The sequence below is a fragment of the Mesorhizobium sp. M0968 genome (assembly GCF_040319065.1).
In the GTDB taxonomy this organism is placed as follows: Bacteria; Pseudomonadota; Alphaproteobacteria; order Rhizobiales; family Rhizobiaceae; genus Mesorhizobium.
The window spans coordinates 20,871-46,939 of record NZ_JAMYNL010000032.1; the positions used below are offsets into that span (position 1 = coordinate 20,871).

Here is a 26,069-nt window from a genome sequence, read left to right on the forward strand (position 1 = left end):
CGGCCCCCTTTTCGCGAAGGACGGTCAATTCGACATCGCCTTTTTCTACGGAAACACAGGGTTCTCCCCAAGCGACACTGCCAGCGCGCCCATCAAGAAGCTGACACTAAACTTCGCGCCTACGCACAAGCGCAAGGCTGGTGGGCTGCCCTTTTAAAGGATGAACCTCGTTCCACTCTAAATCGCCGTGATCGGCGTCCTAATGCTCGCCACGCCGTCTGGCGCTTCCGGCAGCACGATATGATCGGCATGGCCGCCTGCCTGCTGATGGCCATTCTAGCGGTCGTGGTGCTGGTGCCCGGATAGCCCGCTGCCGGGGGTGACACAGGGCGCCTCGCGCGACTTCGACTCGCGTATAAGCCGGACACCCTATGGCTCCGCTGCGCCAAATGTATTAGACTGATCTCATATACGTCCATCCGCGGGCGAGCGCGCCCGGAGGGTTAGACGATGACGGTCTACAGGCGATTGTTGCTGGCGAGGGCCTTCCCGATCCGGGTCAGGCTTTTCGAAACCGGTTGGCTTCGGCTTGTCAGTCGGGCTGTGGTCGTTGCTTTCATTTCTTGGTTTGCCGTCGGTGCGGTGACGGCCGGGCCGCTCAACGACGCTGCTCGGGAGGGCGACGCCGGAAAGGTTGCCGAACTCCTGGCACAAGGCGCCAATGTGAACGATCGCGACGAGAGCCGTCAGACCCCGCTGATCGATGCGGCGCTTGCCGGCAAGACCGAGGTCGCCATTGCGTTGATCGGGGCCAAGGCGGACATCGAAGCCCGCAACGATCGCGGCTTCACCGCGCTACATGCGGCAGCCTACTCAGGAAGCCTGGACATCGCAAAATTGCTGCTCGACCACGGGGCCGAGGTCGACGCGTTGAGCACGCACAAGATCACGCCGCTGCATGTGGCAGCAGAAGAGAACCAGACGGCCATCGCGGAGCTGTTGATCTCGCACGGCGCACAGGTCGAGGCAATCCAGGAATACGGGTACACGCCTCTCAGCCGCGCGACATTCTATCAGAGCACCGACGTGATGGTTTTGCTCAAGAAGCACGGCGCAAAATGCCAACCCAAGGAAACGATGGGGTCGTCGTACAAGGTGTGCATCGCCCTCGGCAACTGACATCGAGAAAGGCTACTGGAGGAGAACATGACAGAGAACCGTTCCAGAACGTTTGACAGTTTGCTTTGCGCGGGAGTAGCCGCCGCCTCCCTCCTCCTCTTCGGCACCGGTGGATCCCACGCCGGCGACGGAGTGAACACCGGATACTTCGGCAATGTCGCCATCCTGGGTTATGATCCGGTAGCATATTTCACCGACGGTCGCGCGACGATGGGTTCGCCCAAGATCTCGAGGAAGTGGCTCGGAGCAACGTGGTACTTCGCCAGCGTCCAACACCGGGATGCCTTTGTTTCCGAGCCGGTGCGCTATGCCCCTCAGTTCGGCGGCTTCTGCACCGGGGGAATGTCAGTTAAGGAGGCATCCGCGAACCTTGACCCGGAAGCCTTCCGCATCGTCAATGGCAAGCTCTTCCTGTTCTCCGGAAAGGAGGGCCTGGAGGAAGACTTCGATGCCAACCCGGCGCCTGTCATTGCGAAAGGGGAAGCCGAATGGCCCGCAGTGGAGGCGAAGGAATTCGAGGCTAGAGCGGCGGCCAACTAGCTCCGGCGCGATGTCGTGAGCCCGCAAGTTGAATGGCGCCCGTCACGGAGACACCGAGAAATACCAGACTGTGACGGAGTCCGGCCAAGCGTACTCGTCCTGCGTATCGCTGCTCCCTTGGGGATTGCGATAGACCGGGGCGCAGAACTTGCGGCCGAGCAAGGTCGCGGTGGATTGCGTGCAGAAGAGGTCGCCATCCACGCTGGACGTGCCGGTGATGATGCTGCTTTGCGAGCTCAGTGCGACATCTCCATTTGCGCTCAGCTCCATGACGAAGGCTGCGCCATTGTGTTGATGTCCTACCCATGTCCGATCGCCCGTTAGGGCTCGGATCGCGGCGGCGCCCAGGCGGTCCTCCTCCCGCCCGCGAAAATCGAAGCTCCGCTCCGGAATCCCCGCGGCGCGAAGGGCGCCCAGCCGGTGATCGAGGTCGTCTTGCCGCCGATGGTGGGCGTAAACGACACGATAACCAGCGAGGTTCTGTTCGGGTATCTCTTTCAGGATTGATGCAGCCGCATCGTGCGCCTCGGCCATGCGGCCAAGCCGCGCATTTGCCATGGCCAGCGTTTCGAGACCAAGGTCGCTGCGCTCTCCCGGCTGGACCTTGCTCAGCGCCTGCAAAGCCTTCTCGTACTGATGGTTCATGTAGAGCACGAAGCCGTAATAGTCGAAGACCTGAGCGCGCGGCTTGGGATCGAGCCGCAACACGCGTTCCATCGCTGCCAGCGCCTCCAGGTTCTGTCCTGCGTAGGTCAGCACGATCGCCCGATTGAGCTCCGCCTCCGCGCCGTTCGGGTCCAGCGCGACGGCTTTCTGGACCGACGCGATCGCCTGGTCCCATTCGCCGTCCAGCATCTGCAGGATGCCGAGCACGGCATAGGCGCGCGCAGATTGCGGATTGAGCTCCAGCGCCCGCCCTGCCGCTTCGTAGGAGCGCTGGCGAGCGACGGCGCTGAGCATGAGCACCTGGTAGTCGAAGCCGAGCACGTCCACCGTGGCGCGGGCATAGCCCGAGTAAGCATCTGCAAACGTAGGATCGAGCTTGATCGCCTTTTGATACAGGGACAGGGTCTCTCCGAGAGACCTGTTGTCGACCACATAAACCTTCTGCTCGGCTCGGGTGTAGAAATCGTATGCCTCCAGGCTTCGCGTGGGGAGGCGAGCAATCTGCGCGCGTTCGCCTTCCGTCAGACGCACCGAAAGTGCCTCAACGATACGCCCGATCACTTCGTCTTGAAGTGCAAATATCCTGGAGTAGTCGCGGTCGTATCGCTCGGCCCAGATGTTGCTCCCCGTTTGGGCATCGATGAGCTGGACATTGATGCGGACTAGATCTTCCTCCCGCCGGACGCTGCCCTCGACCACGTAACGGACGTTCAACTGCGCCGCGATCTCGTCGACGTCGAGGGATCGATCCTTGAAGGAGAACGCGGAGTTGCGTGCGATGACGAGGAGCCCCGAGATCTTCGAGAGATCGGTGATGAGATCGTCTGCGAGCCCTTCCGCAAAATAATCCTGGCCTGCCTTCTCGCTAAGATCGGTAAACGGTAGCACGGCGACGGAGGGCTTGCCGACCGACGAACCGACCGGGGTGGAACCGTGACCGGGCAGCAGGGCAATCGCTTGCGGCCAGAGAATCACCGCAATCCCCGCTATCAGAGCCAGAACGAGCACCGTGGCGCCGATCACAGGCCATCGCCGAGAGCGCGACTTATTGGCTCCTGCGGTCTGTTCCAGCAGAACCCGATAGGCGCGGACCCGCTCTGGAATGTTCTTGAGACGCTGTTCGCCGAGTGACTTGAAGGTCAGGCCGAGCTTGTTGTGAGCCTGATCGTAGGCCGTTCCCGAGATGACGATGCCGCCAGGATCGCTCAGCCCTTCCAGCCGGGCCGCGATGTTGACGCCGTCGCCGTAGAAGTCGTCCTTGTCGGGGATCACGTCACCAAGGTTGATCCCGATGCGGAACACGATCCGGGTATCTTCGGGAAGACCGAGGTTCTGCTGCGCGGTGACCCGTTGGATCTCAACGGCGCATGCTACGGCATCGACGACGCTCTCGAACGCGACCAAAGCGCCGTCGCCCATGAGCTTGACGATGCGGCCATGGTAGCCCTCGATCGCGGGTTCGATGAATTCGCGCCGGAGCGCCTTGAGCCGCGAGAGTGTGCCCGTCTCGTCCAGCCCCATCAGCCGGCTGTACCCCACCACGTCGGCGGCGAGGATAGCGACCAGCTTCCGTTCGAGATGTTGAACCTGTTCCACTGGGCAGAATTATAAGGAAAGCCCAATGGCAAGACCATACACACTTAGCAGCCAACACCCGTTTCTCCGATGAGGTACGTTACAAAATCGGCTACGGGCGTTCGCCTTGAATTCCGAAAAGGTGATGTTCGACGGAATGTCGGCTCATGGTGCAACCGCGACCTACAGCGTATTCGCCGACGTCAGACTTTCGGGCGACGGCAAAGCTTGCCCCTACGGCCGACAATTGCTGAAGATCCTATGGGGATGGAAGGCGACAGAGTGAAGTCGCCAAACATCACCTGGAGGTCAGCATGCAAGCCAACACCACCAAAGCCCCGGCCGCTATCCGCGTCGATCTTGCCGCAATATTTGTCTCGTTAGAACTGTCTCGTTCAAAATGGCTCGTGACTTCGTTTTCGCCAGGTGGGGGCGAGAGAATGTCGAGACACCTCGTGCCGGGGGGCGACATTCCGGGTTTGCTCGATCATTTCGCAGAGCTGCAACGAAAGGCGGAAGTGCGGACAGGGCGGCGTTTCCGGGTCATATCAATCCAGGAAGCTGGTCTGGATCGATTCTGGATACATCGGGTCCTCGAACGCGAAGGCATCGAGAGTTATGTCGTGGACCCGGCATCCATTGCCACATCGCGTCGCCGCCGGCGGGCCAAGACCGACAGGATTGATGGGGAAGCACTGGTTCGAGCGTTGTTGGCCTACAACCGCGGCGAGCCTCGGGTTTGCGCGATGTTGCGAGTGCCAACGCCGGAGGAGGAAGACCGTCGCCGGTTGGTGCGGGAGCGGAAGGCGCTGACGAACGAGCGGATCAGGCACGTCAACAGGATAAAGGGCCTTTTGTTCAGCCAAGGTGTGTCCGGATACGAACCGTTGAAAGGCGATCGACGCAGATGCCTCGACGCGCTCATTACCGGAGATGGGCGTCCACTGCCGCCAGCGCTCATGGCGCAGATCAGCCGCGAGCTTGATCGCATCGAGTTGCTGATCCAGCAGATCAAGGATGTTGAAGAGGCACGCGACGCCTTGCTCGCGGCAGATGAGCCAACACCGGCCCTGCTGCTCAGCCTCAAGGGAATAGGTCCGGAGTTCGCGGCCGTCCTGTGGTCTGAGGGATTGTCGCGCAAGTTTGACAATCGACGACAGGTTGCCGCCTACGCTGGGTAAGCCAGAGCTCGCTTGAGGCCAATTCGGTGCCTCTCCCCACAGGGCGCCATTTCCGTTAGGATGCTCCGAGACGGCGGGAGGTATGACCTGGATCGCGTTCACCGTAGAATGGCTACCATCCTTGCTGCCGACGCAGTTGGCTACAGCCGGCTGATTGGCAGAGACGAGGAAGGGACACTTGCCACCCTGCGGACGCATCGTCAGATCATTGACCGACTGATAGAGGAACATCAGGGACGGGTGTTCGGGAGCGCTGGGGACAGCGTCATCGCCGAGTTCGCAAGCCCCGTCGAGGCGCTTCGATGCGCCACTGAAATCCAGTTCCAAGTCGGCAGACAAAATGCTGAGCTGCCCGAGTCGAGCCGCCTGCGCTTTCGCATCGGCATCAATCTCGGCGATGTTGTTGTAGAGGGCGACAATCTCATGGGCGACGGTGTGAACGTCGCCGCCCGTCTGGAGGCGCTGTCACCTCCAGGTGGAATATGCATTTCGGAAGCGGTCTACACGCAGGCCCGCGATCGGCTCTCGCTCGAATTCGTCGATCTTGGCGAACAAAGGTTGAAGAACATCGCCCGGCCTGTGCACGCGTACCGCGTGCCTCTCGCTTCAGAGGAGCAGGTCACGTCGCCTTTTCGAGGTCTCAACCCCTTCGAGTTCGAAAACGCCGACCTCTTCTTTGGCCGAGCTCGGGCGACTGCTGCCTGCATCGAACGCCTGGAGCAGCAGGCCGCCAACGGCAAGGCATTCCTGCTCATCTATGGTATGAGCGGTTCCGGCAAGTCTTCTCTCCTTCGAGCAGGGCTGCTGCCTTCCATCACTCGAACCGGTGCAGCGGCTGGCATCAAGTTTTGGCGCCGCTGCCTAATCCGCCCTTCCGACGCCCCTGATGCGGTCGCCTCGCTGGCCGCTGGGCTGCTTCGCGAAGGCGCCCTGCCGGAGCTGGCTTGCGAACCGGCAGCGCTGGCTCAACTCTGTCGGAGTTCGCCTGATCGAGCTCTGGCGCTCGTCCGCCAGGCTCACGCCAAAGCGGCGGCCGCCGCAGGTTCAGCCTCCTCACAAGTGCGATTGGTAGTGGCGATCGATCAGATGGAGGAGCTGTTCACGACGGAGCCGGCATCGCGCGAAGTGCTAGTACGGCTCCTCGCGGCACTCGCCAGCAGCGGACTGGTCTGGGTGATCGCGACGATCCGATCGGATTTCTTTCATCGTTGCGGCGAGGTCCCCGGTTTCTGGGCACTCAAGGATGGCCTCGGCAGCTATGAACTCCTGCCGCCGACCGGCGCTGAGATCGCCCAGATCATCCGCGAGCCGGCACGCACCGCCAGGCTGCGCTACGAGGAGACAGCCGAACGGGGCCGGCTGGATGATGTCCTGCAGGAGGCAGCAGCTGCTGATCCTAGATCTTTGCCGCTTCTCGAATTTGTGCTCGACGCTCTGTACGATGCGGGGCGAGAGCGCCGGATCCTCACCTTTGCTGCGTATCAGGCACTTGGCGGCTTGGAAGGGGCGATCGCGCGCCGCGCTGACGAAGTCGTAGACGCTCTCCCGCCGGACATCCAGGAGGAGCTACCAGTCGTATTGCGTGCCCTCACCACGGTGCGCCCAAGCGATGAGGCAGTTGCGGCGCGTCCGGCCTTGCGCGCGGAAGTCACGGGCACGCCTCAACGATTGGCTCTCGTTGAGGCCTTGGTCGCCGCTCGCCTTCTCGTCAGTGATGAGGATGCCGCAGGCCACGTCTACGTGCGCGTGGCACACGAAGCTTTGTTGAGCCGCTGGCCGCGCGCTAGCGACATTGTCAATGCGAACCGGAGCTTCCTCGAGACCCGCGCTCGGGTCGCGGCTGACGCCAACCGCTGGCATGCCGACAACCGGAACCGGGAGCTTCTCCTGCCGTCCGGCAAGCGGCTCGCCGAGGGCGAGGAATTGCTGCAGTCGAGACGGGTAGAAGTCGACGATCAGATCGTCGACTACATTGAGACGTCTTCGCGTGCTGAGGCGGATAGAGACGAGAAGGACAGGCAGGCAGAGCGGGCACTCATCGAGGCGGCTGAAGCAGCAAAGCGCGAGCGCCTGGAGCGCGAGGCCGAGCGCCGCAGCCTTGCGGCCGCGGCTGCGAGCCGGCTCGCGCGACGCACGCGCTATGCGGCCATCGTCGCCACGGCGCTGGCCCTTATGGCCAGCGCAGGCGCGTTCTTCGGGTTCAGAGCACAACAGGCAGCAACACGGCAAGCCGAGTTGGCGATGGCCGCCAAAAAGGGGGCCCTTGAGGCGCGCGATCAGGCGCTGCGCAATCAGTCTCTTTCGCTTTCGTTTCTTTCGCAGCAGATCGCGGCGAGCGGCGATACGGAGGCCGCGATCCTGTTGGCGCTGGAGGCGCTGCCGAAGAGCGGATCGGGAGCCGCGCGGCCAAATCTCTTTGAAGCAGAGGCCGCACTTTTCAACGCTCTGTTGGCACACCGCCAAACGGCGGTGTTCAAACACGACGCCGGAGTGACGCAGGCAGCCTTCAATCGAACCGGCGATCGCATCGTCACTGCATCCTACGATAAGACCGCGCGCATTTGGGATGTCGCGAATGGTAAAGAGATTGCAATCCTGAAGGGCCACGAGGGACCTGTGGAGAGAGCCGGATTCAGTCCGGACGGACGCCGGGTCATTACAGCGGCAAGGGACGGGACCGCGCGCATCTGGGATGCTGACTCTGGAGCGCAGCTTTTTGTTCTTCAGCCGGTAGGCGGCTCCTTTCCTACAGCAGCCTTTGACCCTAGCGGCGAGCGCGTGCTGACCGCGGCCGGAAACAATCAGGCTTCGCTTTGGGACCCGCGAACTGGAACGAAGATCCTGAGCGTAGACAGCCGTGGAGACGGATTGGCTGGCTTCAGCCCGGATGGTCGCAGCTTTGCGACCTCAGAAGGACAGACCGTTTTCATCTGGAATGCGAAAGATGGCGCGCTGATCCATCAATGTTTTATTGGCAGCTTTGCATCCAAGCTCACATTCAGCCCGGATGGAAGTCGGCTGTTGGTAGGCACGTGGTACACAGTTTCATTTGACAGTGTCCCCGCGCTTTGGGACCCATCGAACGGAACCGAAATCGCAAGGCTCCTTGGCCACAAGAGCGACACCCAATTACAAGGCGCAACGTTCAGTCACGACGGCCGCCGAATTGCAACGGTATCACTCGATGGTAGCGCGCGTCTCTGGGACGGAAACTCTGGAGGGCTAATTGACGTGCTCGGCCAAGAGTCCCCGAACTTGAAACAGAGTGACGCCGGGGACGACCGTGATCAGGAAATGAACAGCGCTTTCAGCCCCGACGATCGCCTCCTGGCCACCGCTTCCATAAACGGTCCGTTACGCATTTGGGACGTCGGTCGAGCGTCGCTGTTCGCCACCATCGCTGGCCATCGTGCCTTGATCGAGCACCTTGAGTTCGACCCAGTCGGTAGCAATATTCTTCTCACGGCTTCACATGATGGCACCGCTCGCCTCTGGGACGTCGACGGAATTCTGACGACTACCCTGTCCAACGCAAATCGTCCCACCTTCGCGGTGTTCAGTCCCGACAATATGCATCTTCTGACTGGAGGCGGGGACAGCGCTGTGCACCTTTGGGATGTGGTAACCGGTCGCAAGCTGGCCGACCTCGATACGCACGAAATCGTCCAGAACGCAATGTTCAGCCCCGATGGAAGTCGCATTGCAACTGCATCCCTCGCGGGCCGAGTCCTCATCTTGGACGTCGCGAGCAGGAGCGAGATCGCACGGCTCAAATTTCCAGGCGGGCTGTTTCAAATTCAGTTCAGTCCGAAAGGAGACCTCCTGGAGGCGAGTTCGACCGACGGCACCGCGCGGTTGTGGAATGCGGCGACTGGCGCCGAGGTCTCCACTATCCAAACAAGTGCGCAGGTTGTTTTCGACCCGGACGGCGATCTCGTCCTCGCCGCGACCAGCGACAACGCCGCGCACCTGTTGAAAACGGACGGGACCGAACTGAAGAAACTGGTCGGGCATGAGGGTCGAATAACCGGGGCAACGTTCAGTCCGGACGGGCAACTGGTCGCCACGGCCTCGCTCGACCACAGCGCGCGGATCTGGACAGTCAAGGACGGGAGCACCCTCGCCATCCTGAGTGGTCACCGCGATGAGCTCACCGAAGTCGAGTTCAGCTCGGATGGTCAGTCGCTTCTGACTGCCTCACGCGACGGCACCGCACGAATCTGGAGCGTCCTGGACAGAAAGGAAAGGGTCGTTCTCAGGGGGCACACCGGCGCAGCGACCAGTGCGCAATTCAGTCCTAACGGGCACTATGTCCTGACAGCCTCAACTCAGGACGGCACGGCCCGGCTCTGGGACGCGCGGACAGGACGCGAGATGGCAGTGCTTGCCAGTTCGAAGGATGAGCACAAGCGGCCGGCACCGATACGCGCGGCCTTCAATTCAGATGGAACGAGGGTCGTGATCGTGCCCTATGATGAAGACGTTCGCCTCATACGGGTTTTTCAGACACCCGAAGATCTCATCGATTTCGCGAAGCAAACTGTTCCACGCGAACTGACCGCGTGCGAACGGCGTCGCTTCTTCCTTCCCGTGGAAAGCGACCTTGGTGATTGTCCAAGCTGATGTCGCCCAAAGTCCATGGCCGGTGACGCTATCTCGACTGCTACGCCGTAGCCGCCGCAATCGCACTGCTTCCATAGTTTTGCGGGGGGAGCAGTACGCGAGTGGCCGCGCTACTTCCCTCGCTTTTCGATCTTTAGGTTTGGGAGGTCGGGTCGCTTGGATTCCACCCCGGTCTCCTTCAAGGCCGTGTATTCCACTTTTTGAGTTTTGAGTAGCTTCTCTGTTTTGGCGCGCTCCTTGTTGAGAGCGTTCTGACCTTTGACCTTGGGCATCCGTCCTCCATTTGGTTCACTGTCGTTCGCCAGAAAATATTATTGCCAGCGATATCGCGCGAGATGTCAGCTCTGAGGCCGCGGCAGAGGCCTCCGAGGGCGTTATGGGGGGAAAGAAATGCGCCCTTCCCTGCCCCACAATGCGACGCCGATTTCACGCCCCTGCCTGCGATCGCGACGACTGAAATGGGGCCGTTTGCGGACTGTCCGTTTTCGGGATGGCGAGATTAGAAAGCGGATCGACGCGTATCGCGGACCGCAACGCGCCAGCGCCGGAGATAGCGCCTGATGATCTTCAGTTGCTCTGTATGTGCGACTGGAAGTAAGCGCGATTTTCCCTGCACGTTGACGCCGGCGCTTTCGACGGATGGCCTTCGAATCGGGAACGGTATCTGGTCTGATCAGACTGCTGTTGCTTTGGCGAAGTTGAAGGGCAGCAGATCGTAGATATCAGCGTCCTCGTTGCGTTGAGGCAATTCGGTGAGGACGTGGCGCAGCCAGGCTAACGGCTCGACGCCACAAGCGCGGCAGGTCAACATCAGGCTGTAGATGACGGCGCTGGCCCTGGCTCCGTCGACGGTATCGCTGAACAGCCAACTTTTCCGGCCAGTGGCAAAGATTCTGATGTCACGCTCGAGAAGATTGTTGTCGATCGGCATGCTGCCGTCCTCGGTGTAACGAGTCAGATATCCCCATTGGTTCAGGGTGTAGGAGACGGCGTCGCCGAGCTTGCTGTCCGGCAAGACTTTTGGAGCGAAGTCGTCGAGCCATGCCTTGAGAGCCTGGAGGATCGGGACACTATGTTGCTGGCGGAAGCGGCGAATGCAGTGATCTCGCGTTTCGCCGTCATCGGGGATTTCGTTCCGCGCCTGCCTTTCAACCCGATAGAGCTGTTCGAAGAACCGGAGTGCCTGTTCCGGCGGGCCGCCACCCTTCTTCCTCGCCTTTAGGGCATCGACGAAGCGCCGCCTGGAATGGGCCATGCAGCCAAGATGCGTTGCCCCTTCCAGCGTGCGCCAGGCGGAATAACCGTCGCTCATCACGATGCCGCGGTAATCGCCCAAGAAGGTCTGCGGGTGTATCTGGCCGCGACCCGGCTGATAATCGAGCAGCACGATCGGCTCGTCACTGTCGTGGCCGCTCCGGTATGCCCACATGTACGAGGTGCTGGTGGCCTCTCTGTCCATTTCCTTCAGCACCTGGACCGTGGTCTCGTCGCCATGGATGAGGGGCTGCGATCTGAGCCGCAGCTTCAGCACGTCATAGATGCGGGCGAGATGCTTTTCGCTCGAGCCGATCACCCAGTGACCCAGAGCGCCACGGCTGACAGGAACGCCCGCGCGCTCGAAGGCCTGCGCCAGGCGGTAGAGCGGTGTGCCGTCGACGTATTTGTGAACGAGCGCGAAGGCCAGCGTCGAAGCCGTGGCGATGCTGCCCGGCAAGGGTTGCGCGGGCATCGGCGCGGTCACGACCGGCGTGTTGATGCCGGTACGGTCGCAATGACGGCAAGCATATTTGAACCGCACATTCTGCAGGACCTTCGCCTTCACCTCAATATGAAGTTGCTCGGTAGCGGCCTCGCCCATGCGATGCATCTGGTGACGGCAGCAAGGACAAGCCTTCTGATCGTCGGGAAGGTCATACTCGACGCGCTCGCGCGGCAGGTTTTCCGGCAAGGCCTTGCGGCCGCGCTTCTTTCCCGTCGCCCCTTCGCTGGCCGGCAAGCCCGTGTCCGGCAGGACAACGACGCCGCCATCTTCGTTGTCGGCGGCGTCCTCATCCGCGGCCTGTTCGGCTTCATTGAAGAGGCGGTCAATGTGCTTTTCACTGCGCGGCGCAAAACGATGCAGTCGTGCAAGCGCCAGCTCTTCCTCGAGTTTGACGACGCGTTCGGTGAGTTGACGGTTCTGCGCCTGCAGCGCAGCAATACGCGCCATCAACGCTTCAACAGTCGGTTCGCCGGGTCGATTCATCAGATTCTTGAATCGAAAGCATGCCGCCGCGTCAACCGCTCAATTCGAGAGCCCTCAACCCGCAACCTGATATTGCCGCACCGGATGGCGGACCATCGCATCGATGTCGATGCCGTCGAGGATCCAGTGCAATTGCTCGGTCGTAAGCGTGACCACCGCTGCCTCCCGGCGCGGCCACCGGAACTTGTCCTCGGTCAGCCGCTTCAGGACCAGCACAAAGCCCGACCGATCGAAGAACAGGAGCTTCATCCGGTCGCGACGGCGATTGCAGAACGCAAAAACCGCCGGAGCAAACGGATCGAGCGCCATCGTCTCTTGGACCAGAACCGCAAGGCTGTTGATGCCGGCCCGAAAGTCGATCGGCTCGCGGTGCAGGTAGACTTTCAGGTCAGCGCCCAGTCTGAACATGACCCAGTGCTCCGATGGTCGCCGTCAACGCATCCACATCACCGCATTCCAGCGTCAACTTCACGCCGTTCGGCAGCGACGCGCTCACCTTGGCTGGAGAGGAAAAAGGCGCTGTCCTTTTCGATGCCGACCTACGTGCCCCATCGCAAGTCCCCGGCAAATCCACCGCAGCCATGCTGCTCTGTCGCAGCAAGGCCCGATCGGAAGTGCTTTCAATCTGAACCGGGATGAACGCCGATGGCGGGGACGGTGGGAGGGACTGGGTCTCCGCCCGCTTCTTTATCCACTTCCGAAGAAGGTTCGCATTGACCCCATGTTTGAGCGCAAGCCTCGATACCGACACGCCAGGCTCAAGACAGGCCGAGACAAGACGGTCCTTCGATGCCGGGTCGTATCGGCGTCGCCCGTCCCGACCGACAAGCCTCACCCGCAGTTTCTGCTCATCTTCTTCCATCACAAGGTGTCCACCTATTTTGGTGGACACCTCATGCATCAGAGCACTCAACAGCAAAAGGTGCGGGGAAATTCGCGCTTACGACTGGAATGCACTATCGCCCGGTTGGGTGGCAGGGCAACTTGCTAGCCGCCCTGCCACCTGGAAGAACAGTCATCGACGCGGCCGGCTCAGCCCGCTTTGCTGAGTTGGAGTTCGTCGCTAAGCGCGCGCTCGTTGGGATCGATCGGACCCAGGTTCTTGACGACCCGGAATCGACCGCCCTGCGCCTGCGCGATGTACATGTTCATGCGAACATGGTGCTGGCCGGGGACCATTTCGGCCGGGCCACCTGGTCCCTCGCTGATCCGCGAGTGATCGAGCGCCCGGATGACCGTATCACGCTCGACCGTGCCGGCCTCATTGACAGCCGCTTCCCACATCTTGATCGCCCGGTAGTGGCCGGTGCAGCCGCTGCCCGCGGTCAACATGGCGCTGCCGGGGAAACGGTCCTGGTAGCGACGCAAGAGCGCGCGGCCAAACGGATCCTCGAGTTCCCGATAGTAGTCGAGGCAGCTGTAGAGGCCCTCGATCTGCTCGGACGGCACGAGATTGAAGAAGTTCTCGTCGAAGTAGGTGCAGATGATCTTGCCGCCCCGCTTGCCGAAACCGGCCTTGTGCAGTTCTTCGAGGAACGGAGTCAAGCCCGGCGGGACGAGGGTGTTGAAAACCACGTCGGTGCCGCTCGCCATGATCTGCTCGACCGTCCGCCGGAAATCGACTGTATCGAGCGGGAAATACTCCTCGCCGACGACCTCGCCGCCATTGGCGCGCACCACCCGGCTCGCGGCCTTGTTCAGCAGATGGGGCCAGATGTAGTCGGCAGAAGGCAGGTAGAACTTCTTCGCCCCGGTGCTCTTCATGAACCAAGGGATCAGCGGCTCGACCTGCTGCGCGGGCACTGGACCCGTACAGAAGATCAGGGGATCGTTTTCCTGTCCCTCGTACTGCTCGGTGTAGATGTAGAGCGTCCTGCCGCGTGCGACCGCTTCGCTCTTGATGGCCTGGCGGGTCGAGCTGTAGATGCCGCCGACGACCAGATCGACCTTGTCGACGTCTATCAGTTTCGCAGTCCTTGCCTTGGCGGCGCTGTCGTTGGTCTCGCCATCCTCGATGACAAGCTCCAGCGGCCGGCCGAGCAAACCGCCTTTGGCATTGATGTCGTCGACGAGCATGGTGGTGAGGTTTGCGTTGGCGATGCCCATGAAGGACAAGGGGCCGGTGAGTTCGGCGACAAGGCCGATCTTGATGGGTTTCGGATCCATTTGATTTCTCCAAATCTGGGGGTTCGTCGGGGGGCGCCGCCGACGGACGGCAGGCGGCGCGCAGTGCGGGATCTCAGGCCTCGTAGTGGCCGAGCAGCAGTGCCGCCTGCGGCTTGCCGACGTGGCCGGCTTCCTGCAGGATCGCGGGCACCTCCGGATCCGACACGAAATTCTTCCAGCCCTCGGCGTCCCAGTCGAAGATCGCCCAGACGCGGTCGGGCTCGCTGGGGTCGCGGAAGACGGTTGCGCCGTTCGAGCCGTGCAGCCGGCGCTTGTCGGCGCCCTTGGTCGAAAAGATGCGGATGAAGCGGTCGACGTCCGCCACCTTGGTCGTTGCGAGAAGCATCTGATTTCCTCCTGTCGGTCGCGGCCACCATCGGTCCGTCGACAGGATCACGATGCGCGCCCCGGAGCGGGCGCACATGGGGTGTATTCCCTATGCCTGCGTCTCGCCCGGCCGGACAAGGCCATGCTCGACCGCGTAGAGTGCCGCGGCGGCGCGGGTGGTCACGCCGATCTTGGCATAGACGCTCTGGATATGGTGGTCCGCCGTCTTGGGCGAGATATCCAGCTTGCGCGCCGCTTCCTTCGCGGTAAGGCCGGCGGCGATCAGGCGCAGCACCTCGATCTCACGCGGCGTCATTCCGGCCAGCGGCCGGGGCGGCGCCCGGCGCGACGGCTGTCCGGCGAAGGACAGCACGGCCTCGGCGGCATCGGGGCAGATACAGCCCTCGCGAACGGCGGCGCGCAACTGCGTGGCCGCCGCCTCGCTGGACAACGCCTTGCGGTGCGGACGTTCCTCTCGCGACGTCTGGAAGGCTTCGGCGGCGGCCAGGATTCTTGCCGCCGGGGACAGGTCGGAGCCGTGGACCTTACGGTGATAGCCCGAACCGTCCAGGCGTTCGTGATGGCGAAGCACGAGGGCGGCCATCGCCTCGCCCTCGCGGCCGAACGAGGCCAGCGCCCGCTCGCCATAATAGGCGTGCAACTGCGCCGCGTCGCGCTCGCGCACCGACAGCGGACCGTTGCGCATCCAGGTCGCCACCGGCACCACGAGTTCGCCTATGTCATGGATGCAGCCCGACCAGCGCAGCGCGCGGACGTCAGGGTCGGGCAGCCCGATCCGTTTCCCCGCACCCGTGGCCAGTTCCGACACCATCCTCGAATGGCCCTGCGTAAACGGCATGCGCATGTCGATCATGTCGGCGATGGCGAGGAACGCCTCATCGCAAGCCTCCTCATCCAGCGTCACCGGCGGATCGGGCTCAAGCGCCAAAATGGTCGCGCGGTCGACTGTCGCGCCGATGCCCTCCATCAGCGTCGGCGCGTTGGCCGAGACGAGCCGGGCCAGTTCCGCTTCATATGGGCCATCGCCGCGACTGGCGATGGTTTCGGCCATCCCTTCGATACCGACGGCATCGCAGAGCGCAATGGCATCCTGTGCCAATGTGATCAGGCGCACGGCTGGCAGGACATCCTCGCCGCTCAGCCCGCGCGGCAGGCCCTTGCCGTCCCAGCGTTCGTAGATTTGTCCAAGATTGCGTCGCATCTCCTCCGACAGGCCCAGCCGCTCGCCGATCCGTTGCGCGACCTCGCAATGCGCGGTCAGGACCGGGCGGGCCACGGCGATCGCCTGCGATAGCCCAGCCTCGATCGCCTTGGCCTGCGCGTCGGGCTCAAGATCGTAGTAGAGCCGCTTGAAAGCCTGGACGAAGACCCTGCCCAGCTCCGCCCGGTTGCCCATATCGAGACCGACAAGATCCTGGCGGAGCGCAATTTCGTCGCCGAAGGTGGCCGACAGGAGGTCCGTGTCCGCGTTGCAACCGACATAGCGGAGCATAGACTGGTGGTAGGCATTGCGCCGATCCTGCTCGGAAACGCCCGCAAGATCGGCAATCCGCATCGCAAGCACGCAGGATTTCAGTGCGAAGTCGCGAGAATGGCCCGTGGCAAGGTCCGAAGCATAAGCGAGGACCATCATGAAATCCGCCCGGCGGATCGAGACGTCTGTCATCGCCCACCTCCCAGTCGCTCTACGCTAGCCCCGCCAGCCGTTAATGCCTAGGGAAAAATCCCAACCCTGGTTGTGCTATCCGGCGAGAAATAGAATGTTCCGTTTGGGGCCGGGAGCCGTCGGTCTGCTTCGGATCAGCGGCTGGCCAAAGCCGACATGGCTTGTCGGAAGCTCCCGAGCAAATGCCGGCTTCCTGATTTCCACGCCCGGAAGCGAATCGTCACACAAATCCGCATCTCAGGCACCTTGCAGACGGCCGGTTCGCCTTTTCGACGGCATAGGGTGTATGGAGCACCCGACGCCCCACCCCTACCTCTGGAAATGCCCCAACCCGTTCTCATTGAGATAGTCCACCGTCATCACCCGCGCGCGAATGCCGCCGGAGGAACCGACGAACTTCACCGATGACAGCGAGCCGGTCGGCGCGTTTTCTCCGCGGGGCGTGAGGGCGTAGGTGTCGCCGTCCCAGTGTTCGAGCGTGAACTGCATGGGCTTGGGGCCGAGTTCAAGCATCAGCTTGTCGCCATCGGCCCGCACGGTGGCGGTGTCGAAATAGTTGCTCGTATATTGGCCCTCGTAGAAGGATGGACTGCGCGCCTTGGCGGGGTTCGTCGGCCTGTCCTTGCCGGCGAGGTCGCCCACCGGCTTGTAGTAGGCCAGGAACCGCGGCTTGATGTAGGGATACCAGTCGCGGGTGACCTGGCCATATTGCACGATGTCCATGAAGCTGGCGGCGACCGCCTCGGCGGCGCCGACGGGGGAGCCGTTGGTGAGCACGACGATGCCGACATCGGCCGAGGGCAAGATCTGGAAGGTGGTGCCGGCGCCGAGCAGGAAGGCGCCGGAATGGCCCATGGTGGTGCGCCCATTGGCGTTCACCCCCACATTGAAGCCATAGCCATAGGAGCTGGCCCGCGTATCGGGCGTCTCGCCGCGGTAGGTCACGCTCTGCGGTGTGATGGCGGGCTGCAGGATCTTGGGGTCGATCATGGGCTGGCCGCCATAGGTGCCGTCGCCAAGCAGCAGGATCATCCACTTGGCAAGATCCTGGGCGCTGGAGGAGACGCCGCCCGCCGGCGCCTGCTGGTCGGGGTCGCGATCATAGAGCGGCTCGAACACATTCTCCGCCACGCGCGCATGCAGCAGGGCGCGGTTCTTGCCGGCGGCAATGAAGTCCTCGTGCCGATAGCTGCTCGAGCGCATGCCGAGCGGATCGAACAACAGGCTCTTGGCCAGCGGCTCCCAAGGCTGTTTCTCGGCGTGGGCCACTGCCTCGGCGCCGATCGTCGTGCCGAAATTGGCGTAGTGATAGGAGATGCGGAAGGGATCGAGCGGCACCATCCACAGGCTCCCGACGATCTGCTTGCGCTGGAAGCCGAGATCCTCGAGTTCGTCGCCCGCCACCATCGGCAGGCCCGAGCGATGGGCGAAGAAATCGCCGATGGTGGCGTTGCCCGAGACATAGTCGAGATTGAGGCGAAAGCCGTCCCAGACCTTGCCGACCGGGGTATCCCAGTCGAAGCTGTGGTCCTTCGTCATGGCGATCGCGGCCACCGTGGCCGAGATCGACTTCGACACCGAGGCGACCTGGAAAATGGTGGTGCTGCTGACCTTAGAAGTGTCGTCCCGGTTGTCGCGAAGGCCATAGCCCTCGTCAAAGATCATTTTGCCGCCATGCACCACCGCCACGGCGAAGCCGGGAACGTCGGATGCTTCCTTGACTTTCTTGACGATGTCCGGCAGCGCGGCCAGCGCCTTCTCGACACCGCCGGGATACAGCTGCACAGCATCCTGCGGCGGCGATGGCCCAAGCTCCGGCACGTAAGACTGCGCGGCTGCCACGGCGGGCAGCATGGCTACGAGGGAAAGCACGACGAGAGCAGCGGCCTTCTTCATTGCATGTCCTCAAACTTGCACGGCAGATGATCGGATCATACGCGGCAAGATGAAAGATGGTTGCGGTATTTTCCAATGATATGTTCCAAAGATCAGGCAGAGACGGCGGCTGCGCGCATGTGATTTCGGGACCTGGTGAAGTAGCCGCGTTACACACGCGGGCGGCAATTGGATGGGACTGCGCGGGAGAACGTCAAGTTCCAAGCCCGGGCGGCAAATGGCGTCTACTCAGGAGTTGTTCGCCAACGGGCGGGCGGCCAACCAGAAAGTCATCGAAGCCAATTATATGGCCCATCGCGAGGCCCTATGGCCTGCTGCACGGGGTCCGATGGCCGAGAGGCCCGGACGCTTCCTTCCAAGGCCAGACGGCCTACTGGCGGCCGTATTTCTTGAACGTCGCGTTCCAGTCGGCTGCCAGCGCGTCAAGCGTTTCCTTGGCCGTGCCGGATTCACCGGTCACATAAGGATAGACGCGCTGGTTGAATTGTAGCAGCAGTTCGGCATTCTCGGGAACCGCCCAGAAATCCTTCACCTTGAACATGGTCTCGTGGAAGGCCTTGTTGTAGGGCGTGGCGTTCTGGAACTCATCCGATTTCAGTACGGCTGCGCTGCAGGTGTAGCCGCCGAGCGCTGCCCATTTCTTCTGGGTCTCATCCTTGATGAACCATTCCAGGAACTTCAGGGATTCTGCCTGCTTCGCTGAGTAGGAGACGATCGAGATGCCCTGCCCGCCAAGCGCGGCGAACTGGTCGCCGTTCGGCCCTGCCGGGTTGGCGAAGAAGCCGGTGTTCTTGGCGTTGGGATTGCTCGCTTCGTTGATCAGTGATGGGAAGAACGCGAAAAAGTTCATGCTCATCGCGGCCAGGTTTTCGGTGATCGCCTGGTTGTCGTCGATGAAATTGGCGTTGGCCCAGCCCGGAGGCGTGAACTTGTAGAGTTCCTTGTAGGCTTCGAGCGCGGCGATCGCCTTATCGGAGTTGATGATGCCGTCGACCTTGTACGTCGAATAGTCGCCAAGCTCGCCGCCATAGGAGAAGAGCAAGCTTTCGAAGCCGCCTGCCAGCCCGTCGTGGACATTGTCGGTGTAGATGGCGACGCCGTATTTCTTCTGATCGGGACGGTAGAAGAACTCGGCGATGTCGCGCAGCGCCTTGAAATCCTTCGGCACGCCGAGGTCGTAGCCGTACTTGGCCTTGAACGCTTCCATTTCCTTCGGGTCTTCGAACCAGTCTTTGCGGTAGGACCAGCCCATGGCGTCGCCTTCCAGCGGGATCGCCCAATACTTGCCGCTGTTGCCGGGATATTCCGCGTAGACTTTCACCGTCGCGGGGGCCATCAGTTTGGCTATATCGTGCTTGGCGAAGAAGTCGGTGAGGTCGACATAGTGGCCGCCGGTCGAGCCGGCGCCGAGCCACTGCGAGTCGCCGACGACCATGTCATAGGCGTCGCCCCTGGCGTTGAACTCGGCAAAGGCCTTGGTTTCGAATCCCGGCCAGGCCGTCGTTTCAATAGTTACCTTGACGCCGGTTTCCTTCTCATACTCGTTGACGAGTTCCTGAAGGTAATTCGCCGGGTCCCATTCCGCCCAAAAGATAGTGAGCTCTTCTGCCGAAACCGATCCACTCGCAAATGTCATGGCGGCGCCCACCAACAGACCAGCCCACGTTTGCATATCGCTTCTCCTTCCACGGCGACGTCGTCCAACTAGGAATTTGCGTATCGGATGCAATGCTTCACCCGCGTTCCGTCGAATGCGAAAGCATTCGGAGCAGGCCTTTGGACTCTACGAGATCAGGCGTGTCAAACCCCTCGGTGAAGCTGGCGTGGACTGGCGCAAGAATATGCCGCGCCTTGTCATTGCGGCCTTGGCCGGCATAGAGGCGGGTGAGCCGAAGCGCGGCCCTCAGTTCAGAGGATTTCGCGCCTTGATCGCGGGCCGCCGTGAGAGATTGCTGGAACCAGCTTTCGGCGGCTTCATCGGTTGGGTCCAGCACTGAAACCAACTCACCCCTTGTGCGCAATAACTCTGGTAGCTGATACTTCGAGGTCGATTTGCCCAGAGTGTCGAAGGCCTGCGCCAGGAGGGCAAGGCCTTCGCTTGCATCGCCGCGCTCGCCGCAGTTACGCGCAAGAATGCAAAGGTAGTAGGCCATGCCCATATCCGCGCCAGTCGCGGCGATACCCGCAATTCCCAGGCGCATTTGGCGAATGCCTTCCTCCAACTGCCCCAGACCGGCGAGCGCCCAGCCGAAATACACACGAGCCTGGCCAAGCAGCAATGGCATGACGAATTCATCACACAGAGTGATAGCTTTCTTCGCCCATTGAAGGGCTTCGGCGGGCTCGCGCCGCATCAGGTGGACCAAGCAGAAACTTAGCTGCGCTTGTGCTGTGGTGACCGGATGCGAGTCTCGCTCGGCTAGCGCCATTGCATCGCGTGAGCGTAGGATCGCCTGGACCGAATGGCCGCGCATGAAGAGCATCTGTGCGGAAAACGCCCTACAGCATACGCCGGGGTCGTGTCCGGCGTAGCCCCAGGCAAGGTGACGATGTCGCTCGTAATCATAAGTGGCCAGGCCATGGCTTGCATGACGTTCGCTCGCGTCGTAGTCACCGAGGTAATAGTAGATTCCCCAGAGTTGGTGATGTGCTTCGAGGATGTACCCCGAATCATCGGACACTTGCGCGAGTTCCAATCCGAGCGATTGGCATTGGTGGCCCAGCATCTCGGCAGCGCGCAGGTTGCCTGAAATGGTCTGGTAGGAGCTCTCGCCGCGCATCGCAGCGAATATTTGCGGCTTGTCGCGTAGCGTATCGGCAAGCCTCCGCGCGCTCGAAAAGGCCTGAAGGACCTCTGGTGCTCCCCAGCCCTTGGCTGCAATCATTGCCGTTCCCGTTGCGCTTTCAAGCGAAAGCTCCAGTCGCAGGCGGTCCTCAGATCCGGGCAATGATCCGACCAGCTCGAGCCCCTTGCGGAGGTGGGAGGCCGCCTCGAGATTGGCAGATCGCTTGAGCGCGAGCTGCCCTGCCTTGAGCCAATAAACGGCAGCCTGATAATTCACGCCGGCGACGGTATAGTGATGCGCAAGCGTTTCAGGTTCTGTCGCGACAACTTCCTGGAATTGCGCCTCCAGCGTCGCGGCGATCTTGGCATGAATCTGTTGCCGACGGCTTTTCAGCAGGCTCTGATAGGCTGCATCCCGTACGAGCGCATGCTTGAACGTATAGGTCGCCTCTGGAGGAACGCCTCGCCGAAAAACGAGCTCGGATTCTTCCAACTGCGGCATGACGTCTTGCAGACGGGTTTCGGCGGGGTCCGTTACGGCAGCCAGCAGCCGGTGATGGAAGCCGCGGCCAATGCAGGCGCCGATTTGAGCGACTTCTTTGACCGCCCCCAGCCGGTCCAGGCGAGACATCAAAGAATCCTGAAGGGTCGACGGAATCGCAAGAGGAGGCAGAGGACCTGAGAGCACGTAGTGGTCGCCCGCGTCGACAAGCAGACCGGAGTCGAGCACGGTCTTGGTCAGCTCCTCAACGAACAACGGAACGCCTTCGGTTTTGGCCAGAATCTCGCTGGCTACCTCCGGCGGTATGGTCTTTCCACCCGCTACGCGATCCATGATCGCTGCTCCTTGACCGAGTCCGAGGCGATCAAGCGAGAGCGCGGTTACATGCGATAACTGAATCCAACGCGGCTGAAACTCAGGTCGAAAGGTTACAATCAGGAGTGCCCGCATGTTCCGCAGGCGATCAATCAGCATATCCAGCCACTCGCCGGTCGTCGGATCGATCCAGTGCGCATCCTCGACAAGGACAATAGTGGGCTCACGCACGGCCAGCGCCTCGATTTGTTGGACGAGGGCGGCCAAAGTACGGGCCTTTTGGGCTAGCGGTGGCAGCCTGGTCGACGAGTATCGACCGGTCGTGTCGATCGACAGCAGTGTCGCCAACAGCGGAATTGCTTCCGCCACGTCCGGAACGATCCCGCGAAGCAGGGCCTCCAGCTTGTCGAGCTTGGTGTCCGTGGTGTCGTTGCGATCCAGTCCAGCCGCCCGTTCGACCTGCGTGGTCACGGGATGGAGCGCGCTGTTGATATGATAGGGCGAGCAAAAATAGCGTAGCCGCGGAGGGGGCTCGGCGCTCAATCGATCGACCATCGCCGCGATAATCCGGGACTTGCCAATACCCGGCTCTCCAGACAGCAGCACCACTCGGCCTTCCCCGGCGCAGGCCCGGTGCCACTGGTCAACCAGAAACTCGAGTTCCTGGTCCCGCCCAACAATCGGCGTCACAATGTTCTGCCTCGCCTCGAAACGACTCTCTGCCGCTGTCTCGCCGACAATGCGCCAGGTGCGGACCGGCTTTGCGAAGCCCTTTAGCTCCCCGCGACCGAGATTGACCATATCGAATAGACCGGCCACCAGTCGTTGCGTGCCGTCAGCTACAACAACGCTGCCCGGCTCGGCGAGCGCTTGCAGCCTCGCAGCCAGGTTAGGCGTGTCGCCCACAACGGCCTCCTCCTTTGCCGATCCTTCGCCAACGAGATCGCCGACAACGACCAGTCCCGTCGCGATGCCAATGCGGGCAGCCAGCGGTTCGCCTCCCGGCGCTGTAAGTCGGGCCGTTGCTGCGGCGGCGGCCATGCCCGAGCGAACCGCTCGTTCGGCATCGTCCTCGTGCGCCTGCGGCCAACCGAAATAGGCCAGCACCCCATCGCCCATGAGCTTGGCTACTCGCCCTTCGTAACGGGAGATCTCTTCCGACACTGCGATCTGATAAGCGCGAATAACCTCCCGCATGTCCTCCGGGTCGAGACGCTGCGACAACTCGGTCGAGCTGACGAGGTCCACGAACATGACTGTTAATTGGCGCCGTTCGGCGTGCGGTGGCCGCGCGTCACCATGCTCGGGCGACCTTGCCGGCGCACTCCCGCGGTCGCGCGAGGATGCTTTGATCAGTAACGGGCCGGATGTGTCTCCGAATGAAGCCACAGCGGCAAGCAGCCGGCGCCGGTGACCGACCGATGTGATCCCGAGTGCTATCAGATCCTCCGCCGTTAGCTGAGGAAGCATCTCGGATTCAATGTCATTGTCGCGGAAGACCGGAGCGTATCGCTCCAGTCCCAGGCTACTCAGCCATGCCGCGATGTCCACGTCCTTCTCCCAACCAAGCACTAAGGGTGCTGTGTGGAACCATATCCCAAATTGGAAGGGGAGTCGTCACACCCTCGGGAACCAGGCGAATGTCAGTTACGGGTCCCCGGACATCATGCCGTCTGAGCTGTCTGTCTGTTTTCGGGAAACGACCCAGGAGGCCTCAATGTCGGATATTGGGCGCAAAGCCGCTGGACCCAGCACCCGCGCGACCCACGCGAGGTCGTCCATTTTCAGATTTCAGTTCCCTCGGCCAGCGTCAATGCATCCTCGACGTCGACGCCGAGATACCGGACGGTGTTCTCAATCTTGGTGTGGCCGAGCAGAATTTGAATTGCTCGGAGATTCCCGGTGGCCTTATAGATAATGGAGGCCTTGGTACGACGAAGCGAGTGGGTGCCATAATCCTCACGGCGAAGGCCAACCGCCGAAACCCATTCATCGACCAGGCGCGCATACTGCCTGGTGCTCAAATGGCCAGCATGATCGACCCGACTGGGAAAGGCAAAATCGTCGACCGCTCCACCTCTACGTTCGAGCCATGCAAGTAGGCTTGCTCGGGCGTCTGCCATCAGTTCGAATTGAACTGCCCTCCCAGTCTTTTGCTGCACAACCATGGCCCGAGTCCGAATCTCAGCGCCACTCACTAGCGCGCCAATCTTGAGCTTCACCAAGTCGCAACCACGCAACTTGCTATCGATCGCAAGGTCGAACAGCGCTCGGTCCCGTGATCGACCTTCGCGGTCGAGAAAGAACCGGATTTCCCAGATTTGACGAACCTTCAGAGGTCGTTTGACGCCTACTCTCTTGCCTGCATTCCAAGCGGGACGGCCTTGTCGGCGAAGTCATACTGCGAATGTCCCATATCGTTTCTCCTCAGACCACTATTGGCCAGAGCACAAACGTTCGGGAGGGGCCGGGAGCGGTCCGGCCGGTTCTGGTATGAACGCGTGAGAATGCAGATATTCAATCCGGTGGGTCCGAGTCTCGAACTGACCCGTTCCGCACGTTCCTAAAGCTGCAACTCCTCTCAGTCCACTCAAGCGAAGACTCAGGGCAGCAAAACGATCGAACGTACCATATAGATGGACCGTGGGCAGCACTCGGGCTTGACGTCTTGCCGTCATGGGTGAACGGTAGCGGCAGCCTGGCACCGCGCAGGAAAGCACGTTATGATCAAGGCTGTCTTGGGTTTTCTTCTGCTGCCTTGGCTTGTCATCTTGCCCCTGATCGCAGTGACACCCGCGATCGCAACCGATTTCAGCCAGCCCGGTCCTTTCGCGATCGGTATTCAGAAGTTCACGATACCTGACGTGACTGGTGAGCACCCGCTGGAAACATGGGTCTGGTATCCCGCTGCTGGTCCTGCGCCAGCTCCCGCCGGCGCAATCCTGAAGACGACGCCGGACGCACCGCCGGCAACGACCGGTCCCTATCCGCTGCTTGTGCTGATCCCCGGATCCTCGATGCCGGGCATAGCCTACACCCGCTGGGGCCAGTTTCTCGCGACCTACGGGTTCGTTGTCTTCGCTTCGAGCTATGATACCGGATTCGACGTTCGCCGATTGCTCTATTATCGTTCTGCCAACGTGCTTAGTGTGATCGGCTACGCCGATACACTGACAGCCCCGGGTGGCAAACTCGCTGGACTCATAGATACCTCCCACATCGGCGTCTGGGGGCATTCATCGGGCGGAGCGACTGCGCTCCAGGCGGGAGGCGCTCGGGTCGACTTTAAAGCCCTGGATAGCTGGTGCGCTGCAAATGAGGCCCAGAAGTATGGCGACTCATGCCAATTTGTAGGTTTCGAGCCAACGATTGCCAAACTCTACGGCGCTGCAGACCCGTTTGCGGAGCCGATGCCACCCATTTGGGGTAGCCGCGTGGCGGCGCTCGTTCTCGCAGCTCCGGGCGGCGAGCTGCAGGTATTCGGCGCCACTGGCATTGCGGCTGTCAAAGTGCCGACGCTCATACTGGTCACTTCTGACGACGAGATGGTGAAGCCGGAATTCAATGCCCTATGGGCGCATGATAGCATCGGAAGTCGAGATAAGGCGTTGGCCGTATTCGACAAGGGTGGGCACATGATGTTCGCATACGGTTCCGGTTCCAGCCCGCAGTTCGATCAAGCCAAGACGCTGACCGCGGCATTCTTCCTCAGTATTCTAAAAGGTGATCCCATGGGGCAGGCGGCGCTGCGACCCGGCGAGGCGTCGTTTCCGGGCCTCCACTATAAAACGACCTTCCACTGAGCCGACCGGACTCGTTGCTGGACAGGTGGAGGCGCTCGTGTGGCCAACGGCAACACGTGGTCCGCTTGTGGCGCAACCGCGATCACCAATGCGGTGGCCGGTAATGTCCTCTTTAAGGCAGTTGCAAAGCTAACTTTGACGACCGACATGAGGCGCATTGCCGTCCGGCAGCCTGTGGGCCGGAAGCGGCCAACCCCAAGTATAGAAATGACCCAACACCGGCCGCCCTTGGCGAGTGTGCTCCACCCATTGCCCTAGCGAATAGCGGCCTGACCGCCGCAGCCACGACCCGCGCAAGCCCTCCTGAACCCCAGCTGAACGCCGCCTTCAGCCTTAGTTCGAACGGCATCTCCTAAAAAGAAGCCGTTCAACCGCGGTCCCGTCCGCCAAAGGAGACGCTCTCATGATCCGCAATTCTTTCATCGCAACCGCGCTTGCCGCTCTTGTCGGTATCACTGCCGCCGCTCCGGCCATGGCCAATGACGTGCGCATCGAGCAATATGGCTGGTCGAACTCGGCCGGCGGCGCCCAGAACGGCTTCAAAAACCGTATCCGGGTGTATCAGAACGGCCGCTTCAACAAGGTGATCGGCCAGCAGCGCGGCCGCCACAACCTTTCGGCTATCGGCCAGGACGGGGC

15 protein-coding genes and 3 pseudogenes are annotated in these 26,069 nt (G+C 61.6%); 6 read left to right on the forward strand and 12 right to left on the reverse strand.

From position 1 onward, the window contains the following. Window positions 1-471: 471 nt before the first annotated feature. Both NKH67_RS29820 and NKH67_RS29825 read left to right on the forward strand, forming a co-directional pair. Window positions 472-1,119: an ankyrin repeat domain-containing protein gene (locus NKH67_RS29820; RefSeq protein WP_352851857.1), complete on the forward strand. Its 648-nt coding sequence runs from the start codon at window positions 472-474 to the stop codon at window positions 1,117-1,119. Between the two features lie 27 nt (window positions 1,120-1,146). Next, window positions 1,147-1,659 (forward strand): YHS domain-containing (seleno)protein, encoded by a 513-nt coding sequence (locus NKH67_RS29825; RefSeq protein ID WP_352540684.1) that lies wholly within the window; start codon window positions 1,147-1,149, stop codon window positions 1,657-1,659. 42 nt (window positions 1,660-1,701) lie between these two features. Here the strand turns inward: NKH67_RS29825 and NKH67_RS29830 are convergent, their stop codons facing one another. Next, window positions 1,702-3,921: an adenylate/guanylate cyclase domain-containing protein gene (locus NKH67_RS29830; RefSeq protein WP_353032455.1), complete on the reverse strand. Its 2,220-nt coding sequence runs from the start codon at window positions 3,919-3,921 to the stop codon at window positions 1,702-1,704. A 293-nt stretch (window positions 3,922-4,214) separates the two neighbouring features. Here NKH67_RS29830 and NKH67_RS29835 point away from each other — a divergent pair. Next, window positions 4,215-5,078 (forward strand): annotated as a pseudogene (locus tag NKH67_RS29835) (IS110 family RNA-guided transposase); the annotation flags it as partial. A 111-nt stretch (window positions 5,079-5,189) separates the two neighbouring features. After that, complete coding sequence (locus tag NKH67_RS29840; RefSeq protein WP_352618734.1) at window positions 5,190-9,704, forward strand: nSTAND1 domain-containing NTPase; 4,515 nt, start codon at window positions 5,190-5,192, stop codon at window positions 9,702-9,704. Window positions 9,705-9,814: 110 nt separating this feature from the next. Here the strand turns inward: NKH67_RS29840 and NKH67_RS29845 are convergent, their stop codons facing one another. The 11 genes and pseudogenes from NKH67_RS29845 to NKH67_RS29895 all read right to left on the reverse strand — a co-directional run bounded on the left by NKH67_RS29845 (window position 9,815) and on the right by NKH67_RS29895 (window position 24,043). Next, window positions 9,815-9,976, reverse strand: coding sequence for a hypothetical protein (locus tag NKH67_RS29845; RefSeq protein ID WP_352618737.1), 162 nt, complete (start codon window positions 9,974-9,976; stop codon window positions 9,815-9,817). A 401-nt stretch (window positions 9,977-10,377) separates the two neighbouring features. Further along, window positions 10,378-11,949 carry an IS66 family transposase gene (gene tnpC / locus NKH67_RS29850; RefSeq protein WP_353032457.1) on the reverse strand — a complete coding sequence of 524 codons (1,572 nt, stop codon included), beginning with the start codon at window positions 11,947-11,949 and terminating at the stop codon, window positions 10,378-10,380. A 54-nt stretch (window positions 11,950-12,003) separates the two neighbouring features. Beyond that, a complete protein-coding gene (gene tnpB, locus NKH67_RS29855; RefSeq protein ID WP_014761846.1) occupies window positions 12,004-12,357 on the reverse strand; it encodes an IS66 family insertion sequence element accessory protein TnpB in 354 nt (117 codons plus the stop codon). Further along, on the reverse strand, window positions 12,338-12,811 hold the full coding sequence (gene tnpA, locus NKH67_RS29860) for an IS66-like element accessory protein TnpA (RefSeq protein WP_353032459.1): 474 nt from the start codon (window positions 12,809-12,811) through the stop codon (window positions 12,338-12,340). Before tnpA ends, tnpB begins: the two co-directional genes overlap by 20 nt. A 170-nt stretch (window positions 12,812-12,981) precedes the next feature. Next, window positions 12,982-14,115 (reverse strand): substrate-binding protein, encoded by a 1,134-nt coding sequence (locus NKH67_RS29865; RefSeq protein WP_352540681.1) that lies wholly within the window; start codon window positions 14,113-14,115, stop codon window positions 12,982-12,984. Window positions 14,116-14,188: 73 nt separating this feature from the next. After that, window positions 14,189-14,461: a hypothetical protein gene (locus tag NKH67_RS29870; protein WP_091581466.1), complete on the reverse strand. Its 273-nt coding sequence runs from the start codon at window positions 14,459-14,461 to the stop codon at window positions 14,189-14,191. 90 nt (window positions 14,462-14,551) lie between these two features. Continuing rightward, the gene (locus tag NKH67_RS29875) at window positions 14,552-16,129 is read right to left on the reverse strand and encodes an HD domain-containing phosphohydrolase (RefSeq protein ID WP_352540680.1); all 1,578 of its coding nucleotides are present in this window, start codon (window positions 16,127-16,129) and stop codon (window positions 14,552-14,554) included. 309 nt (window positions 16,130-16,438) lie between these two features. Continuing rightward, the gene (locus NKH67_RS29880) at window positions 16,439-18,025 is read right to left on the reverse strand and encodes a serine hydrolase (RefSeq protein WP_353032461.1); all 1,587 of its coding nucleotides are present in this window, start codon (window positions 18,023-18,025) and stop codon (window positions 16,439-16,441) included. A gap of 370 nt (window positions 18,026-18,395) precedes the next feature. After that, window positions 18,396-19,661: an ABC transporter substrate-binding protein gene (locus NKH67_RS29885; RefSeq protein ID WP_502893831.1), complete on the reverse strand. Its 1,266-nt coding sequence runs from the start codon at window positions 19,659-19,661 to the stop codon at window positions 18,396-18,398. Between the two features lie 97 nt (window positions 19,662-19,758). Beyond that, window positions 19,759-23,178 carry an adenylate/guanylate cyclase domain-containing protein gene (locus tag NKH67_RS29890; protein WP_353032463.1) on the reverse strand — a complete coding sequence of 1,140 codons (3,420 nt, stop codon included), beginning with the start codon at window positions 23,176-23,178 and terminating at the stop codon, window positions 19,759-19,761. Window positions 23,179-23,411: 233 nt separating this feature from the next. Then, window positions 23,412-24,043 (reverse strand): annotated as a pseudogene (locus tag NKH67_RS29895) (tyrosine-type recombinase/integrase). Window positions 24,044-24,350: 307 nt separating this feature from the next. On the opposite strand from NKH67_RS29895, the gene NKH67_RS29900 reads away from it, so the two are divergent. Beyond that, window positions 24,351-25,430, forward strand: a complete 1,080-nt coding sequence (locus tag NKH67_RS29900; RefSeq protein ID WP_353032465.1) for an alpha/beta hydrolase family protein — start codon at window positions 24,351-24,353, stop codon at window positions 25,428-25,430. Window positions 25,431-25,833: 403 nt separating this feature from the next. Further along, window positions 25,834-26,069, forward strand: a pseudogene (locus tag NKH67_RS29905) (curlin); the annotation flags it as partial.